Source organism: Niallia sp. (assembly GCF_031978665.1).
In the GTDB taxonomy this organism is placed as follows: Bacteria; Bacillota; Bacilli; order Bacillales; family Cytobacillaceae; genus Niallia.
This window is the reverse complement of sequence record NZ_DALZDK010000008.1, coordinates 22,298-38,673: the sequence shown is the minus strand read 5'-3', so window position 1 is coordinate 38,673 and position 16,376 is coordinate 22,298. Positions and strand designations below refer to the sequence as shown.

Annotated in this window: 25 protein-coding genes and 1 pseudogene; 2 read left to right on the top strand and 24 right to left on the bottom strand. The window is 33.5% G+C overall.

The window, feature by feature from the left end:
- The 7 genes from RTL21_RS06080 to RTL21_RS06050 form a co-directional block, all read right to left on the bottom strand.
- Positions 1–590 (bottom strand): DUF817 domain-containing protein (locus RTL21_RS06080; RefSeq protein ID WP_312094369.1); only part of this gene is annotated, 590 nt, incomplete at its 3' end.
- A gap of 2 nt (positions 591–592) precedes the next feature.
- Positions 593–808 (bottom strand): helix-turn-helix domain-containing protein, encoded by a 216-nt coding sequence (locus RTL21_RS06075; protein ID WP_312094367.1) that lies wholly within the window; start codon positions 806–808, stop codon positions 593–595.
- Between the two features lie 10 nt (positions 809–818).
- Positions 819–1,301, bottom strand: a complete 483-nt coding sequence (locus tag RTL21_RS06070; protein WP_312094365.1) for a DUF2975 domain-containing protein — start codon at positions 1,299–1,301, stop codon at positions 819–821.
- Between the two features lie 185 nt (positions 1,302–1,486).
- Positions 1,487–1,717: a hypothetical protein gene (locus tag RTL21_RS06065; RefSeq protein ID WP_312094363.1), complete on the bottom strand. Its 231-nt coding sequence runs from the start codon at positions 1,715–1,717 to the stop codon at positions 1,487–1,489.
- 224 nt (positions 1,718–1,941) lie between these two features.
- On the bottom strand, positions 1,942–2,328 hold the full coding sequence (locus RTL21_RS06060) for a VOC family protein (protein ID WP_312094361.1): 387 nt from the start codon (positions 2,326–2,328) through the stop codon (positions 1,942–1,944).
- A 207-nt stretch (positions 2,329–2,535) separates the two neighbouring features.
- The gene (locus tag RTL21_RS06055; protein ID WP_312094359.1) at positions 2,536–3,198 is read right to left on the bottom strand and encodes a DUF1801 domain-containing protein; all 663 of its coding nucleotides are present in this window, start codon (positions 3,196–3,198) and stop codon (positions 2,536–2,538) included.
- Between the two features lie 20 nt (positions 3,199–3,218).
- Positions 3,219–3,593, bottom strand: coding sequence for an iron chaperone (locus RTL21_RS06050; RefSeq protein ID WP_312094357.1), 375 nt, complete (start codon positions 3,591–3,593; stop codon positions 3,219–3,221).
- A 267-nt stretch (positions 3,594–3,860) separates the two neighbouring features.
- Here RTL21_RS06050 and RTL21_RS06045 point away from each other — a divergent pair, with 267 nt between their 5' ends.
- Positions 3,861–4,142, top strand: a complete 282-nt coding sequence (locus RTL21_RS06045) for a toxin-antitoxin system YwqK family antitoxin (RefSeq protein WP_312094355.1) — start codon at positions 3,861–3,863, stop codon at positions 4,140–4,142.
- A 66-nt stretch (positions 4,143–4,208) separates the two neighbouring features.
- On the opposite strand, the gene RTL21_RS06040 is transcribed toward RTL21_RS06045, so the two are convergent.
- Positions 4,209–4,685, bottom strand: a complete 477-nt coding sequence (locus RTL21_RS06040; RefSeq protein WP_312094353.1) for a tetratricopeptide repeat protein — start codon at positions 4,683–4,685, stop codon at positions 4,209–4,211.
- A 31-nt stretch (positions 4,686–4,716) separates the two neighbouring features.
- Positions 4,717–4,905 carry a hypothetical protein gene (locus tag RTL21_RS06035; RefSeq protein ID WP_312094351.1) on the bottom strand — a complete coding sequence of 63 codons (189 nt, stop codon included), beginning with the start codon at positions 4,903–4,905 and terminating at the stop codon, positions 4,717–4,719.
- Positions 4,906–5,066: 161 nt separating this feature from the next.
- On the opposite strand from RTL21_RS06035, the gene RTL21_RS06030 reads away from it, so the two are divergent.
- Complete coding sequence (locus tag RTL21_RS06030; RefSeq protein WP_312094349.1) at positions 5,067–5,633, top strand: non-canonical purine NTP pyrophosphatase; 567 nt, start codon at positions 5,067–5,069, stop codon at positions 5,631–5,633.
- Positions 5,634–5,714: 81 nt separating this feature from the next.
- Here the strand turns inward: RTL21_RS06030 and RTL21_RS06025 are convergent, their stop codons facing one another.
- From RTL21_RS06025 to RTL21_RS05955, 15 genes and pseudogenes are all read right to left on the bottom strand, one after another.
- Entirely contained in the window at positions 5,715–7,079 is a 1,365-nt protein-coding gene (locus tag RTL21_RS06025) for a DUF4179 domain-containing protein (RefSeq protein WP_312094348.1), read from the bottom strand.
- On the bottom strand, positions 7,076–7,636 hold the full coding sequence (locus RTL21_RS06020) for a sigma-70 family RNA polymerase sigma factor (protein WP_312094346.1): 561 nt from the start codon (positions 7,634–7,636) through the stop codon (positions 7,076–7,078). The genes RTL21_RS06025 and RTL21_RS06020 overlap by 4 nt, the downstream gene beginning before the upstream one ends.
- Before the next feature lie 436 nt (positions 7,637–8,072).
- Positions 8,073–8,357, bottom strand: coding sequence for a hypothetical protein (locus RTL21_RS06015; RefSeq protein WP_312094344.1), 285 nt, complete (start codon positions 8,355–8,357; stop codon positions 8,073–8,075).
- Positions 8,358–8,514: 157 nt separating this feature from the next.
- Positions 8,515–8,697 (bottom strand): hypothetical protein, encoded by a 183-nt coding sequence (locus tag RTL21_RS06010; protein WP_312094342.1) that lies wholly within the window; start codon positions 8,695–8,697, stop codon positions 8,515–8,517.
- Between the two features lie 213 nt (positions 8,698–8,910).
- Positions 8,911–9,096, bottom strand: a complete 186-nt coding sequence (locus RTL21_RS06005; RefSeq protein ID WP_312094339.1) for a PspC domain-containing protein — start codon at positions 9,094–9,096, stop codon at positions 8,911–8,913.
- A gap of 66 nt (positions 9,097–9,162) precedes the next feature.
- Positions 9,163–9,705, bottom strand: coding sequence for a GNAT family N-acetyltransferase (locus tag RTL21_RS06000; protein ID WP_312094337.1), 543 nt, complete (start codon positions 9,703–9,705; stop codon positions 9,163–9,165).
- Positions 9,706–9,727: 22 nt separating this feature from the next.
- The gene (locus RTL21_RS05995) at positions 9,728–10,477 is read right to left on the bottom strand and encodes a class I SAM-dependent methyltransferase (protein ID WP_312094335.1); all 750 of its coding nucleotides are present in this window, start codon (positions 10,475–10,477) and stop codon (positions 9,728–9,730) included.
- Positions 10,478–10,519: 42 nt separating this feature from the next.
- Positions 10,520–11,089, bottom strand: a complete 570-nt coding sequence (locus RTL21_RS05990; protein WP_312094333.1) for a histidine phosphatase family protein — start codon at positions 11,087–11,089, stop codon at positions 10,520–10,522.
- 1 nt (position 11,090) lies between these two features.
- Positions 11,091–11,225, bottom strand: a complete 135-nt coding sequence (locus RTL21_RS05985) for a hypothetical protein (RefSeq protein WP_312094331.1) — start codon at positions 11,223–11,225, stop codon at positions 11,091–11,093.
- A gap of 84 nt (positions 11,226–11,309) precedes the next feature.
- Positions 11,310–11,579, bottom strand: coding sequence for an NUDIX domain-containing protein (locus RTL21_RS05980; RefSeq protein ID WP_312094329.1), 270 nt, complete (start codon positions 11,577–11,579; stop codon positions 11,310–11,312).
- A 244-nt stretch (positions 11,580–11,823) separates the two neighbouring features.
- Positions 11,824–13,074 (bottom strand): DUF445 domain-containing protein, encoded by a 1,251-nt coding sequence (locus RTL21_RS05975; protein WP_312094327.1) that lies wholly within the window; start codon positions 13,072–13,074, stop codon positions 11,824–11,826.
- 187 nt (positions 13,075–13,261) lie between these two features.
- Positions 13,262–14,128 carry a proline iminopeptidase-family hydrolase gene (locus RTL21_RS05970; protein ID WP_312094325.1) on the bottom strand — a complete coding sequence of 289 codons (867 nt, stop codon included), beginning with the start codon at positions 14,126–14,128 and terminating at the stop codon, positions 13,262–13,264.
- 71 nt (positions 14,129–14,199) lie between these two features.
- The gene (locus RTL21_RS05965) at positions 14,200–14,574 is read right to left on the bottom strand and encodes a VOC family protein (protein WP_312094323.1); all 375 of its coding nucleotides are present in this window, start codon (positions 14,572–14,574) and stop codon (positions 14,200–14,202) included.
- Between the two features lie 147 nt (positions 14,575–14,721).
- Complete coding sequence (locus RTL21_RS05960) at positions 14,722–15,444, bottom strand: nucleotidyltransferase domain-containing protein (protein ID WP_312094321.1); 723 nt, start codon at positions 15,442–15,444, stop codon at positions 14,722–14,724.
- A 29-nt stretch (positions 15,445–15,473) separates the two neighbouring features.
- Positions 15,474–16,368, bottom strand: a pseudogene (locus tag RTL21_RS05955) (PhzF family phenazine biosynthesis isomerase).
- Between the last annotated feature and the right edge of the window lie 8 nt (positions 16,369–16,376).

Genomic DNA, 16,376 nt, shown 5'->3' with positions numbered 1-16,376 from the left:
AATCCAATCAATACAAAAGAAAGTGCTAGTGGCATACGATACTTAATACCATTTACCTTGTATAATACCCAAGACTTCCAAAACACGATAATTACTAATCCTGATAAATACCAACGAATATCAATCCAATAATGATGGGTGAAAAAATTCAAGTAAATGGCAGCAGCAAGCGGAACTACTACTAAAAATGGTGGCCAATTAAGTAGCTCTACTTCTAATCTCCTCCACGCTTGACATAGAAAACTCGCAACACTTGCGTACATAAAGCCGCTATATAAAGGGACACCAAAAATTTTTGTATAGCCATCTTCTGGATAAGACCAGGAGCCCATATGTACTTTAAAAAGCTCCAACGCAAGTCCGATTAAATGGAAAACAGTTATTACCTTTAACTCATCCATCGTTTCAAGACCGGTACGGACCATTGCCCACTGCATCAGGAGGCAGATAAGAAGCAGCCAGTCGTATCTTGGTAGCAAGGGAAGATCTATGATTTTTGTAATTGCCAAAGAAGCAAAAATGACGACTGGAAATACACATGATAGCGCCTGCTCCCAACCAAAATAAACAAGTTGTTTTATTGCTCGCATTGTTAGATTTCCCTGTCATTTCGGTATTCTAAAATATCCCCTGGTTGACAATCCAAGGCCTCACATATTGCGTCTAGCGTTGATATTCGGATTGCTTTTGCCTTGCCGTTTTTCAATATAGAAAGGTTAGCCATTGTAATTCCAACCTTTTCCGACAATTCTGTCACACTCATTTTTCTTTTCGCCAACATCACATCTATATTTATTATAATTGCCATATATATCACCTCAGACGATTAAGTCATTTTCTGATTTTATATCAATTGCCTCTTTTAATAGCTTCTGAAGAACTGCAGCAAAAACGGCAATCACCATCGAAGCAAAAATCAGAATCAGTCCTATTAAAATGATCCCAGGAGCATCATCCACTTCTGCTATAAGGTAAAATAACGGCAAACCTAACACAAAAATGGCGCTAATAGAAATGGCACAGTTTTTAATTTTCTTTAATGCCTTTACCGATAGCTCCGAGAATGCTTCGTTCTTATCGATATAGTTTAACAGTTTAAATGCTTGATACAATGCAAAGTAGAAAGGAATAGCTGCTGCATAAAAATCCATCATTATTAAATATTTTATATAAGCATTATTTGGGTACAATTCAGCAGCGAATTTTCCGATTTCCGGTACTAAAAAAATACATAATGCAAGAATTGGAATTCCAATAAAAATAACAGCAATCTTTAAAAAGAGCGTTGACACTTGTTTCATCAATAACACCTCACTTATTTATTTCTATTTGAATTTAACATATCATTTATCGTTTTACAATAAATTTTTATTATTTAATGTTCTTTTTTTATTGTTTTTTTCAAAAAATGCAAAATAAAAAGCATTTCTTATCGAAAGAAACACTTAAAAATTTGATTTATCTATATTATTTATCAATGTGCAAGCTATCCCGTTACAAACATAAAGTCTTGGACAAATGTTGAAACTGCCTTTAAATCTACCCGATGACTTTTATACAACACTTCTGCCTGTTTCAATTGCTTTTTCAATTGAGGGGAAATTTTTTCTGCTTCTTTTAACGAAATATCTCCAATTAACAGATCAATCGCTATTTTTCTTATGTTTTCTTCACGAGACTGATGCAAAATGTAGGAAATACAACTAATTTGGTCCATCCTTACACCTCTCTAAACATATTTTTATGTATTATTCTACGTTTAGACAGAATATCCCTTTTTTTCAAACAAAAAAACGGTTCTATGCTTTCCTTTAAAGAAATAGAACCTTACCTTATGATCTTTGAATCATAGTTCACAGCCATTTTATAGTTGTTACTTTTTAATTCCATCTAGAGAATAATATTTAGCTTTTAAATAGAGAAAATGATAGTAGTATGGATTCAAAACTTTCTTTTGCAAACAATTTGGATTGGGTTTCCGTCCAGGTCCTGTACCCATCCTGCTCTTAAATCCTTAAAAAAATTATGAGGCTCAGACATCAGAGTAGCGCCATTTTCTATTATATATTGAATAGCAGAATCTGTATCTTCCGTCCATAATACGATTTCGCAGCCCATATTTTTTCCAGGTGTTAACCCATGAACTTCGTGTGCAGATTCTTTTGTAGCAATTCCTAAATTAAAACCATCCAATAATAGTTCATAATGTACTGGTTTTCCATCGATTTCTGCTACAAAGTTTTGTGTAAATCCTAATTTTTGATAAAATTCTTTTGATTTTTCCAAATCATGAACATAGAGAATAATTTGTGGTGATTTAAAGTTCATCCTGTTTTCCTCCTAATTTTTGTTCCATCATGTTCGCTTATTTACTTATGATAAAAAAATTCAACAGGAATAAGTGAATATCCTCCAATCATTCTCTTATTATTAATTAAGTAGCTCTGATATTTCGTAATTTTTTCATTCAAAGTACAAAAAAGAAAGATTTTACTTCTTCCTTACGGAAACAGTAAAACCTCCCCTTGAAGCCATTCATTCCTTACCTGCGAACTTATGCGAACCATCACAATTAGGCATTTTTTGAGACAGTCCACATATACAATCATTTAATCCTTTTCCATTAAGAATTCTCTCCATTGCTTTTTCAATCCTTGCTATTCGAGTTTTGGATTGCTTTGGTTGAGAAAAATGAAAAATATATGCTCTCTGACGTCCTGGTGTCAATGCTTCAAAAGCAGTTTTCAAGGCAGGAATTTCGTCAAATTTAGTATGAAGTTCTTCAGGAATTATGTATTCTTTATGCTCCTTTACTTTCACTTCCAATCCGGATTTTTCCACTTCAATCGCTTCAATAATATATTCTTTTATGACAGGTTCCAATTTCACAATTTCCTTTAAGCCAGTAAATCGAATTTGACGTGCTGCCTGTACATTCTCCGTTTGCTGTATTAGAATCCCTTGAGGATCTTTTAGCAAAGCACCTTTATGAAATAAAAGGGCACAATATTCTTTAAATCCATGTATTAACACAATGTTTTTATTCTTAATTGTGTAACAAGGATGCATCCATTTAAATTCTTCAGTTAGCTCTTCACACTCAAGTACAATCTGTCTTAACTTTATATATTCTTCCTTCCACTGACTATCTTTGCTTAAAAATTCCTCCACTTTAGGATTTAGTTTCCTATTTTCCATCCATAACACCCTTCTACTTTTTACTCTTTTCGCCAAAATGTCATACAGTCTGATTTATCGGTAATATTAAAATCGATTATTTTCTCCAGTAAAAAGTAATCAACCGGACTTTCCCACTTAATTCGTACAAGCTGCTTCGTATAATCATAACCAGCTTGGACAATTGCATCTGAAAATTGGATGATTCCCGCTCTTTCAGGTGCAACTGCCATATGATGTTTTGCGACACTAAAACCAATTATGTATGTACCATGATCCGTAAACATAGGCTGATTCCAAGCAATTTTCGGTACTAAATTCGGGAATCTCTTTGTAACCCAACCCAAAACTTCTTCCGTACGTGCACGATGTTCTGGATTATCAATGCCTGCTAAATATTCTGCAAAAACTTCCATAATCGACCTCCAAAAATAAATTCTATATCGCTTAAGAGAAAATTTCTAAACTATACTACCTTATAAATGATCTTTCTAATTGAATATTAATTATTTAACCATTTACCTTTTTTGATTCTAAGTCTATCATATCTTTTATTCATTTGGTATTCTAGTAACAAAGAAGGTAAGATTCGTCATTTTAATATATTTTTGAGTAAATATTAAATGTAGAGCATCCTAACTTTTTTCCCATAAATCTAATGAAAAGAATATCAGGAGGTACGCATGGACGATAAAAATTGTGACTTTAAACACCATAATGGCGTTAAAGAAAAGAAACGGGAGATAGTAGATGATTATACAATAAAGTACCATGCTAATGGCAAAACGATTTGGTCAAAGGGAAAGGTTATTGATGAAACACCTGACGGCTATTGGGAATGGTATCGCCTAGATGGTACTATAAAGCGTTCAGGCTACTTTAACATGGGCGATCCTGTTGGTGATTGGGTCACCTATGATAGCAAAGGTCAAAAATACAAAACCACCAATCGGGATAAAAAATAGTCTTAAACATTAAAACTGGTTAAGCCAAACTTCTCTATTTTTCATCATGATAACTATATTGAACGTTTATAATTTGTTAATATAGTTATCCAACGCAAAGCTATATCTTTCTATATCCGTAGTTTTCATTTGACGCATAACTGCTTTTAATACAGTCTTCATCCCTTCTGACTCCCTATTAGCATGATGTAAGGTTATTCCTAGGAACATAGATATGGAGAGCAGATGTGGAAAACGTGTTTCAGCTTCAGTTAGAACTTCGAGAGCATCATTTAATTTCCCTACATTTTTTAAAGAACTCCCTAATTGTATTAAAGCATACGCTTCCCATTCATCTTTTAAACCCATTTCGAGAGCTTCTTCATACAAGGGTATCGCTTTCATCTCTTGTCCTAAATAATCATAGACATTCCCAAGTTCAAATTTAGCTCTTGCCGAATTTGGATACTTCTTAACGATTTCTGAAAAATAATGAAGAAGTTGGTTCTCGTCATTTTTAAATAACCAACCATTCTCTACAAGCATGTCAAAATTCCCATCCATTTTAACACTCCTTTTCAAGCAAATGCTAAGCTTAGAAATATACAGCACTTATAGCAAAGTAAAGTAATACTGAGACGATGATAAACGCTGAAAAGAACATCCCTTTACTTAATCTATTCCAGTTTTTCATCCATCCCCATCTATTTTTATTAACATCAAGCCAGAAACAATCTATGAGAACAGCCAAACCTATAATCATAATCACGATAAGCGGATTCATTCTTCCCCCTCCTTCTTCACCATTATATGATATGTCATTCCATATTAATCTGACCTAAAATTGAAATCTTCTCTATTTCTTCCCTAATTTTGTTATATTATAAGAATAGAAATAAAATTCAGTATGATGATTATTATTGAGCTTAAGGAGAAATTTATCAAATGAAGGAAATTGTATTTGTAACAACGAACAAAGGGAAAATTGCATCGGCAGAAAAGGAATTAAAAAATATCAAAGTAACGCCTATACAGGAAGAGTTAAGCGAGCCACGAACAGATGATATGAAAGAAATTGCTAAACAAAAGGTCTTGCAAGCATATGAAATCGTTAAGCAACCATGCATTGCTTTAGATTCCGGCTTTTTCATCGAAGAATTAAATGGCTTTCCAAGAGCCTATGTAAACCATATGCTTGATACAATCGGTATCAACGGGGTATTGAAATTATTAAGAGACGAAGCAAATCGTACTTGTGAATTTAGGTCTCGTTTAGCTTATTATGATGGAGTCCAAATAACGTTCTTTGAGAGTAAATCGCAAGGAACTATTTCTGAAAAAATAAGAGGATTAGATAATGATAAAAAATGGTCTGATCTATGGTACATATTTATTCCAAAAAATTTTGATAAAACACTTGCCGAATTTACAGAAGATGATTTTCATAGATATGAAGAAAGGAAAGAAGAATCTTGTATTAGTAAATTTGGTAAATGGTTTGAAGGATTATGATGAATATGTTCAAACCATTTTTTAAGGAACCCAATATTTTTTGGGTTCCATTTCTTTTCTAAATAGTATTTACATATAAGATTATTTTAACGGAACTTCAATTTCTAAATCTTTCAATATTTGAGGAGCTTCTTCCTGCATATATTCAATCGTTAGTTCTTTTTTGGGAATATTCATAAATTCTTCTTCGACAATATAATGATCCTTCTCTTTAAAGGTTTTGGATATATTAGCCCCATAATATACTTTTCCCAAATGATCCTTTAATGTAAAATAGTTCGAATGTAGAAAAGGAAATTGGCTATTTAATTCATAGGTTAACGTCATTACATTGCCCGTATATTTAACCCCAATAATGTTGATTTCACCCAATTCTCCCAAATCTAATTTAGTATCTTTTCCTCTAAATGGTTTTTCAATTGGATTATAAGACGAATTATATGAAATTATTGGTTGAATAGTGACATATTCTGTATTTTTTTCATCTAACCCTTCAAATGATTCCTGAATAGAATCCACCACTTCCATATTATCCTTTATTGTGATTCCACCATAGCCATGTGTATTATAAATCCAAGGTATTACTTCTCCCTCATTTGTGATTAATCGGAACATTAACATGTTATCATCGTTTTCCGTCAGTGGCCGTTTAAAGCTCATATTAACAACTGTAGTGATTGGTGTTCTTTTTATTTCCTTTACTGTAAATTCGCTCTCTTTGTTTTTTCTAGTCATCATCGGAGCAATCGTCTTTACGTTTTCCGTTTTGGTAAGTTTAAATTCAAACTGAAAAATTTCATACTTTCCATTTATTACTACTGCATAATAGGGATGCACTTCTAATTCCTTTGGGAAGTCCTTATGTTGATAGAAATTAACTGTTCCAATCCCTGCTACTTTATTGGCAGTCACCAATTCATAATTTCCAGCATCTGTTAACTTACCTTTAGCTGCTGCTCTTGCTTCTTCCTTAAAAGAAACGTTAAAATTATCAATCTGATAATCTCTAATTGGTTCCTTTGATTCCACTACATAACTAAAAGAGATTCTTTCCCCATCATAAATTGCTTCTTCTATCGTCATTTCTGCTTCATTACTTTTTGAAGTAGCTATAAGATTCGATACTAATTGGCTGTCCTTCCCTTTCTTTAATCCGCCATCTCCATATGCTTTGAAAATAGATTCTATAAAAGGGAGAGAGGAGAGTCTGTTTGCAAGAGTTGGTGATAATTTTGGAAAAGTAAGCAGCATGGAAATAAATAAACAAAAAATAATAGCAGCTACGATATGCTTTTTATATAAAACAATTATGTTAGGACGACTAGATTTCTCTTCCTTCAGCTTTTTCACTTCTAACAATACTTTTTGTCTGTCTCTTTCAGAAAAATGAACATCCTTCATCACATTTCCTATTGTTTCTTTTATAAATTTGGAATCATTCTTCATCTGAATTCCTCCTTTTTTAGAAATGGCAAGAGATTTTTTCTGCCTCTTCTCAATCTCGTTTTAGCTGTGTTCTTAGAGATTTGTAGAATGTCTGCAATTTCATTAATATCTAGCTCCTCATAGTAATATAAGAGGATTACTTCTGCATATTTTGGTGGAAGACTTAAAATTATATTTTTCAACTCTGCCTGCATCGTTTGATACATTACTTCCTCTTCTGGTGACGGCATAGTATCACTCTTATGATTGATATCTTTCTTAAATAAGATAAACCGCCTAGAATAGGCACTTTTCACATGATCTTTACACTTATTGATTGTGATACGGTAAAGCCATGTTTTTAATTTTGCTTCACCTTTAAACGTCTTTAAATGGGTATAACACTTAATAAAAACAGTTTGGACAATGTCTTTTGCCGTTTCACTATCTTTAACATATGTATAGGCTAATCTTGTCAGTTCGTCTCCATACAAAATCATAATTTCTTCTAACAGTTCATCTAATTGATTCTCCTCTAGCTCGCTTAATAATGAATGTTCTAGTCTTTTAGAAATCACGTCATCCCCCCCTTACTGATTCGCTAGTTAGACGATATGGATTTACGATAGGATTCACTTTTTATCGTTAATATTTATTTTCCGTAATTATAGCACCCTTTATTTACCCTCATCCTGCAATAGCTGGAAAATAAATAAGCTGAATTCCTACATGAATTCAGCCAATTATTTAGAAATTTGATTTTATATATTCAATAAGGGATCCTAATTAAATATACAAAATTGTTTTTGTTATGAATGACTAAATAGTTAAAACAAATAGTAGGTAAAATAAAAACTTCACAAATGTCGGAAGCGCTTCGAATATCATATACATTCTCCTAACCTATTCGATTATCTAATATATAATATGAAGCGGCCAACGATATGCAAACGTTTTCTATGTGCCTATTATAAAAAATTCCACATAAAAAAAACTCTCCTAAAGAGAGTCTCTTTAACTTACCTTATAAAATTTATCGATTTTACCAGCTAAAATTCTTAGAAAGTTATTAATTGTCATATTTTCTGTTTTTTTAGAATACCACGACAATTTATTACCCATGTCTTCTCCATCATAATTAACATTTAATGGGACATATCCTTTTGATTTGGAAGATAGAGTATGATCGAAGGCAATAATTAATACTTTCCCCTCAGGTGTTTCTAATTTGACCTTGTACCTTGGAAATTTGTATTCTGAGCTATACTTAACTCCTTTAATCTTAGCCTTAGTTTTCATACATTCTCCTTTTCGAGTGTGTCTATTTACTATTATAGCTTAAATGAAGATAATTAGACATCTTTTACTGAGAAAATCAAAATAATATTAATTTGTATACACAAATAAATAAATAATCGTTGTCTTACCGTATCTCAAAATCTTCTCACATTACCTATTATTCTGCATTTGCTATTACCTCTACAGATCCGTCTTCTGCATAGTGCATAATATTTACAATTTTGTAGTAAGCTTTTTCTATTATGATTGTTTCTCCAATGGAGGGCGGGATTTGGTAAATCACTTGCTTTGATTGCCATCCCTTCACTTTATGCTGATATAAGGTATTTAGTCTCACCATGCGCAATCCCCTCTTTCTATTCATAGTTAAAAAAATAGTTCCTAGATTAATTTATGCGCCACTAAAATTGACCTTTCCTTTTCAACTAAAAAAGCTGAAATCAATTAGTGACTTCAGCTAAGCAATATATATATTTAATCAACCAGTTACAATAATTTTTACAATCTGTCTTACTTTAACGCATTAATCATTTTCAAAACACCCTGAAATTATTTACAAGCTTCTCGGCGAATCAGGTATACTATTTACCAAAATAACGTAAATAAGAATAGAAATTGGCATAGTTAGAAGAAAGATTAAGCGAATACCTAAGGGAGTAATACCAAGATATTCGCCAATCCCCCCACAAACGCCATAAATGGATTTATTATTTTTTGATTTCATCATTTTGCGATTCATCCTATTTCTCCTTTTAATCCAATAAGCTATTGGAAGTTTTATTGCAAATTAGAAAATTTTTTCACTTTATTCGGATTGATTTACATACTCCATCAACCAACAATCATGAAGCTGCCCTTCATGAAGTTCACGTTTGGGAAGAATTTTTATTTTTTTCAAACCACATTTTTCATAACAGTTAATCGCTCTTACATTTCTTGTTTGTGGATCCATGACTACTCTAACTGCTTTTTTATCCTCGATTAAGTAATGAATCATCGATGTTACCAACAGTTTTCCAATCCCTTTATTCCAATACGCCACCTCTCCAATAAATTGGTCTGTACCGTATATTAGTTCTGCACTATATCCATATAACTTTCTAGTCTCTTTATCTAATTGGTAAAATTGAATATATCCAATTGCTCTATTTTTATATTCTACAATACATTTTACTTCGTCATCCTCAGATGGATAGAACACTTTTTTCACTTTATCTAAGTCGAATGGATTATCTCTCCCTTCGTAAAATTCAAGCACCACTGGATCAGAAAGCCATTTAACTAAAAGTAAATTATCCGTCTCTTCCAATTTACGAACTTTTAATAGGCCACTTTCATACAGCAACATCTACTTATCTCCTCTTCGATTTTCATAATTTCCTAGCTATAATCGTAAATTCCCATGGTATATTCTCATTCTTCCATCCACGATGTTCATCAAATTTTTCCAAAATAAATCCAGCAGCAATTAATGAATTTATAATTTCGCTTAGTGTATATAAGCGAATGACAACATTAGGAAAATCTTCCTGTTCTCTTTTAGAAAAAAATTGTTTATAAGAGATATCTCCGGTATGTAATTTTGATTCAAAATATGTCTGCTTTACAGTGTAATCATCATTCAAACATTTTAGAAAAGGGTGATAATCACTTAATATCATTATTCCATTCTTTTTTAGGAGAGAAAAGAGGGTAAACATTAACTTGTCAATATCATGAAAATAATGCAAAACACCACCTTCTAAATAAAGTATATCAAAGGCATCTCCATACGTTTTTAAATCAATATCATAAACATCTCCAACGATAAATTCAATTGAAATATTCGCATAATAAGCTAGTTCCTTTGCATATCGTTCATTTTCCTCAGATAAATCAAAAATTGTCACATCAGCTCCTAACAGTGCTAATGGAACAGCTTTTCTCCCGTTCGATCCACATAAATTTGCAATCTTCTTCCCTTCCAAATCACCAAAACACGCTTGATGCTTTTTCAAACTTCCTCGAGGATTTTTCATTATTTCAAGCGCTTTATCCTTTGGATGCCCATCACGCTTCAGCCAGAATTCGTAGGCACGATATTCCCAAGCCACTTTATTAGCCGAACTTTGCTCATTCATGAAGAATATCCTCCTCTTTTGAAAGTCTATGTATTTCCTAACTCATTGCCACAATCTTTTCACTTGCACTAATTCATTTCTCAAAAATTCCATACGGTAAATATCCGGCTTTGTCGTATGTAGTAAAAAATTCAAATCAAACTGCTTGTCATAATAGCCCATCATTAACGTCATCACTGCACCATGTGTTCCAACCACTATCTTCTTTCCTTCATATGTTTTTATTAGCTGTTTTAAAACTTTTATCGCACGTTTTTGACATTCAGTATTAGATTCAGCTCCTGGTAGCGCGTAATCATGGTTCGAAAACGACCTACTAAGATAAGGGTGCAATTCTTTATCAGACAAAGGAGTAGTTTCTTGAGTAAACATTTTTTCTTTTAAGTCCTCAAAAACTAACACCTCTTTGCCTAAATCTGTAGCTAAATCTTTAATTGTTAAAATGGCCCGTTGGTAAGGACTGGAAACAAATAGATCTATTGCTTCCTTTTGCAGAATTTTGCTAATACGCCCAGAATCTTGTTTCCCTTTTTCCGTTAGCCCTCTTGTTCTTTCGGTTCCTTCTGTTTTTGGCGATTCTCCGTGTCTTACCATATAGATATACGTTATCATCTTACTTTCCTACTTGCGTAATTCCAGTGCGCAACCATTCTGGCGGTTTATTTTTTACGAAATGCTTTTCAATAAAGGTAAGAACTTCGTCGTTTCCCGGCAATGTGACTAATTCCTTTGCTTCTTCAAAAGACAACCATTTATACTCATTATGCTCATAATTTAAACGTACATCTTGGTTTACCTCTACGAAACCAACAAATACTGGGGCAATATATATTTAGTTTTCTAATGGAGAATATATTTGATCAAATGTATTCGAGCTATAAAGTGTTACCTTTGTAATTCCTGTTTCTTCCTTTACTTCTCTTAAAAATGCTTGCCAGGCTTGTTCACCATGCTCTAGGCTTCCTCCTATGTAACACCACATATCTTTCAAGATTTTGGTTGCTCGTTTCATTAACAAAACGTTATATATTCCATTTATTTTTTTCAACAAAACAACAGCAATCCCATTACTATGAATGGGAGTTTCTATTTTGATGTTCACCAATAATCCCTCACTTCATTAATATTTTTAAAATTAAGATAATACTTATTATAAAGCTTTTTCACCTTAAACTGGTAATTTTTCTTGATTTTTACTTTTAATGACGGGATAAATACACTTTGAATAATTTACATCAATAAAGGAACAAAAAATGAAGCTGTATTAACAATCTATAACCAAATAAAAAAGCATTCATTTCTGAACGCTTTTTTATTTGCAATATTTTCATGTACTTACTGTGCGCTTACAAAATATTAGCCACTAACTGAATACCACTTAAGAACAGTCCAATTATAAATCCGCACACCGCTCCGTTTACACGAATCCATTGCAAATCTTTGCCGACATTGTTTTCAATCATATCGACTAATGTCTCATTATCTAACTTATCGAGATTTTCTTTTACTAAGTTGCCAATTTGATCATGGTTTTTCTCGATAAAATTAGAGATTTGGTGAATAATCCATGGATCGATCTTTTCGCCATTTTCTTCGATTTTTTCAATTAGTTGAAGAATAAATGGAATAGCTTTTGTTTCCATAAACTCCTCATTTTCAAGAAGCTCGATTGCTTTCTCTTGTGCTTGTTGAAGGCTAGCTAAAATTGTATGATTGGATTCTAAGGAGTCTAGCACCTTATCCTTCCATGTATTGATTCCTTCCAATACTTTTTCATTTTCTGGAAAGCTTTCAATTTCCTTGCGAATATAGAGAATGAGTGCTTCTCGGTTTTGCTCCCCATCTCTTTGAAGACTTCGCATTCCACTTAAGCAAAGATTTTGGACAATTTGCCCTAACTTATCTTCCGTTAAAATATTCTGCAAAGTTTTCAAAGCAAATTGAAGCATGCCATTTGCCTCTACATTATTTAACACATTCATGGAAACAGAGCCAAGTTTTCGAGCTGTTTCTTCTTTTCTGAGCCAAGCTTCGGTTTTCACTAGAACATGATCTAATGCTTTCTTATCTACTTCTTCTGAAATTAATTGATTTGTAAGCAGCTTTAAAATATTACTAATTTGCACATCAGATAAAGCAGCTGACATTTGCTTACGCACAAATGGAGTGATTTTTTCTACGTCAATATTGCTAATTGCTTGTTGGGTAGCCTTAATCATTGCTTTCTTTACTGGTTCTGTTTCTATTCTTGTTTTAATGATTGCTGTGATTTTTTCGGTAAAAGGAATATTCTTCACTTTATCCTGAATGCTTTCCTTTGATAACCAATCCTTCTTCAAAACATTCACTAATCCATTTACCATTCTATCCCTATTTTTAGGTAATAAAGCGGTATGTGGTATCGGTAAACCTAAAGGATGCCTAAATAGTGCTGTTACTGCAAACCAGTCTGCTAATCCCCCGACAAGTCCAGCTTCAAAGCCCCCATGAACTAAATGTATCCAAATATTATCTTGAAAAGGGAAGGTCAAAATAAATCCCAATCCCATGATAAGAAGTGAATACCTTGCAAGTTTTCTTGATGATTTTTTTTCCACGCAATGTCCCTCATTTTACTTTTAAAATCGTTTTAACATCTTTTTAGGATGTAGAACCTCTATTCTGTAGTATACCAATAATCTCCTAAAAACAGAAAGATAAAGTAGAAATTTACCGAATTTTTTCTTATTGCACAGCAAAAGCCAAAAGGTCTGTTCCTCCTTTCGGCTTTCTTTCATCGCTTCATTACTTGTCTATTACAACCAAGAATTTATTCATTACCTGTCTATATTGTTCTGGTTCTTCGATATATGCCATATGTGCACTTTTTTCAAATACATGAAAAGATGCATTTGGGGTTCTGCTACTAAAATATTCCGTCGATTCTGGAGTTGCTTCATCATATCGCCCACAAGTATATAAGGTCGGTATGGAAATTTGCGGTAATTGTTCCGTGCAATCAAAAGCTTTTAAATTCCCTTGAACAGTGAATTCAGATGGTCCCCACATTAATTGATATACATGTGGATTTCTAAAATGCTTTCCCTGCTTAAGAGGTTCAGGGTAAGGCTTTAATCTACATACAAAATGGTCATTAAACACCTCAATCGCTTTTTGGAAGGCAGGGGTATCAGTCGTACCGTTTTCTTCACAGCTTCTGATCGTTTCTTGAATTTCTAACGGTAATAATGTCAGATTTTTCTTTTGATCTTTTTCCCATAACGGTGCACTTAAACAAGGACTGGAGAAAATAATACTGCTAATACCTTTTGGATCACTAAAATAATAAGCAGCTGCAAGGGTAGTGCCCCATGAATGGCCAAGAATATGGACTTTATTCAATCCTAATTCTTTCCGAACTTGCCCAACTTCTTCTACAAACCTGTCTAAAGTCCAAAGGGAATCATCATCTGGCCGATCCGACTTGCCACAGCCTAGCTGATCATACAAAACAACCGGTCGATCAATTGCCAAATCTTTTAATCCTTGTAAAGAGTAAGAGCTAGAACCAGGTCCACCATGCAAAATAAGCAAGGGAATTCCTGTAGCTTGTTCATTATGTATGATATACCAAACTTTCCCACCTGTTACATCGATAAATCCTTCTTTCATCTGTTTTCTCCTTTATGTAGTTTACTTATTGGTTTAGCATATTAGCAGCAATCTTTTTGTCTGTAAATAAACTATCCCTGTATCTTCTTTTCGATAATCTCTACACGATTTCCGAACGGATCACGAAATTCAAATCGTTCAAAGCCCTCAATCGGAATGGAATCTGCTATTTTTACTCCTAGTTTGCTTAGTTTATTTTTCCAATTACTCATACTTTCTACTTGATAAGCCAGATGAGCTTTCGTTGAATTTCGATCAAATCCATCCTCTGTACCAACATGAATATCCAAATTTCCGAGCGATAGCCAAAATCCGCCTCTTCCTTGCAAAGATACCGGCTTTTCTATTTCTGTTAAGCCTAATACTTCGCAATAAAACTCCTTAGCTTGCTGCTCTAATCCTTTTGGAATCGTTATTTGAACATGATGCACGCCAATAATAGTCATTTTTATTCCTCCTCCCTTAATATCCTCCTATTTATCGTACAACATTATTTCTTAGTGAAACATTTTATAACGCTAATCACTTATGATAAGAAAAAATAATGGAGGATTGAGTTAAATCATCATCCAAGTAGATGTAACTTCCAAGAGTCACTTTTGAATTATATCTTTACCAATAGAAAAACCTGCAAATAATTTCCCACCATATGGCTGTAATACTTTATCCGCAAGTAAAATTATTTTTACCTTTTCCCTATTGCGGTAAAAGGTATCAAACGCCGCAATAAATTCATCCGCGAATTTTGTATCATATTGCTGTAATGACCGCACCATCCATTTCGATGTACCAATCCACTGTTTATTTACTCTTAAGACAAATTCATAGAGAAGGAAGCTTAGTGTGCTTGCAATAAAAATGACTTCTTGTTCACTGTCTGATCCGATAAAATCATCAAGTACATCTGATATAAAATAACGCTTTGTTCGAATTGTATCCTCTGTCCATTCTTTCGGACCCTCTTCTAGCATTTTTTCTGCTTCTTGTCTTATATCTTGCAAAATTCCGTTATCTCTTAAAACAATTCCCTCTACTACCATTCTTTGCATGGAAGGTTTCGCAATATTATAATCCATTAAGAAAAAATCCTTATATGACGATAAATTATGTACAAATAACTCGATTGGCCAACCAAATTCAAGGACAGATTCTCTATAGGAAGCTTCGATCTTCTCATCAAAAATGACAATATCAAGATCAGATGTGGCCGTTGCTTGTCCTCTCACCACACTTCCCGCTAAAATAGCTGCATTACAATTGGTAAAGTATGTATCTATAAACCGGTGTGCTGCTTTAATTGGTTCTAATCTTTCCATGAAAGCTCCTCCCTCTTCTAGTCACTCCATCATTCTATAATTATTTTGAATTCCCTTACAAAAACCGCGGTTCCACTTATCTCCACATCCAATTGACCTTTCCTTTCAGAAACGAGAACAGATACTCTTCCATCACGACCCATCTCCTGACCTTGTTCAATGATAATAGGATCGTTCTTCCACTTTTCATCCACATAGGTAACGTAATATGCTCCCATTACTCCCGAAGCTGTTCCAGTAACAGGATTCTTCTATCGTACCTGAGTAGGGGGAAGAAAAATGCCTACCATGCATCGTTGCATTTACATCATAGGTTTCAAGGCAAAACGGATGAATCGATGCATGAGGAATTTCCTTTAAAATAGATGGAAACAAATCATTTTTTACAGCCATTTTCGAAAATACATGCAGTTCCTTAATGGGAACGAGCAATGTCCAAAGCCCTGTATTGCCATAAAGGATCGGATTCTTTGCATCTAAATCGGATTCTTTAATGCCGATCGCTTCTGCTAATTCATGTCGCGAACCATTAAATTCTTTAAATTGTGGTGTTACTTGCTTCATAGTAACGGAAGGAGGTGACTGTTTATTTTGATTGATTCGAATAGGTAGTACACCTGCTTTCGTTTCAATGGAAAAAATCTCTTTTTCAGAAAGATGCCCATTTGTTTTTAATGCAAAAACAGTAGCGATAGGGGCATGTCCACAAAGATTCACTTCATGGCCTGGGGTGAAATATCGAATTTTTAGATCAGCACAATCGGATGGTAAAACAAAGGCCGTCTCATTAAAACCCACCTCTTTAGCTATTTTTTGCATTTCTTCCTCTGTATATTTCTCACCCTCTAATACAATTCCTGCGGGATTTCCCCTATCCGGATGTTCTGTAAAAGCATCATAATGTAAAATAGAGATTGTTTTCAACTTATTTT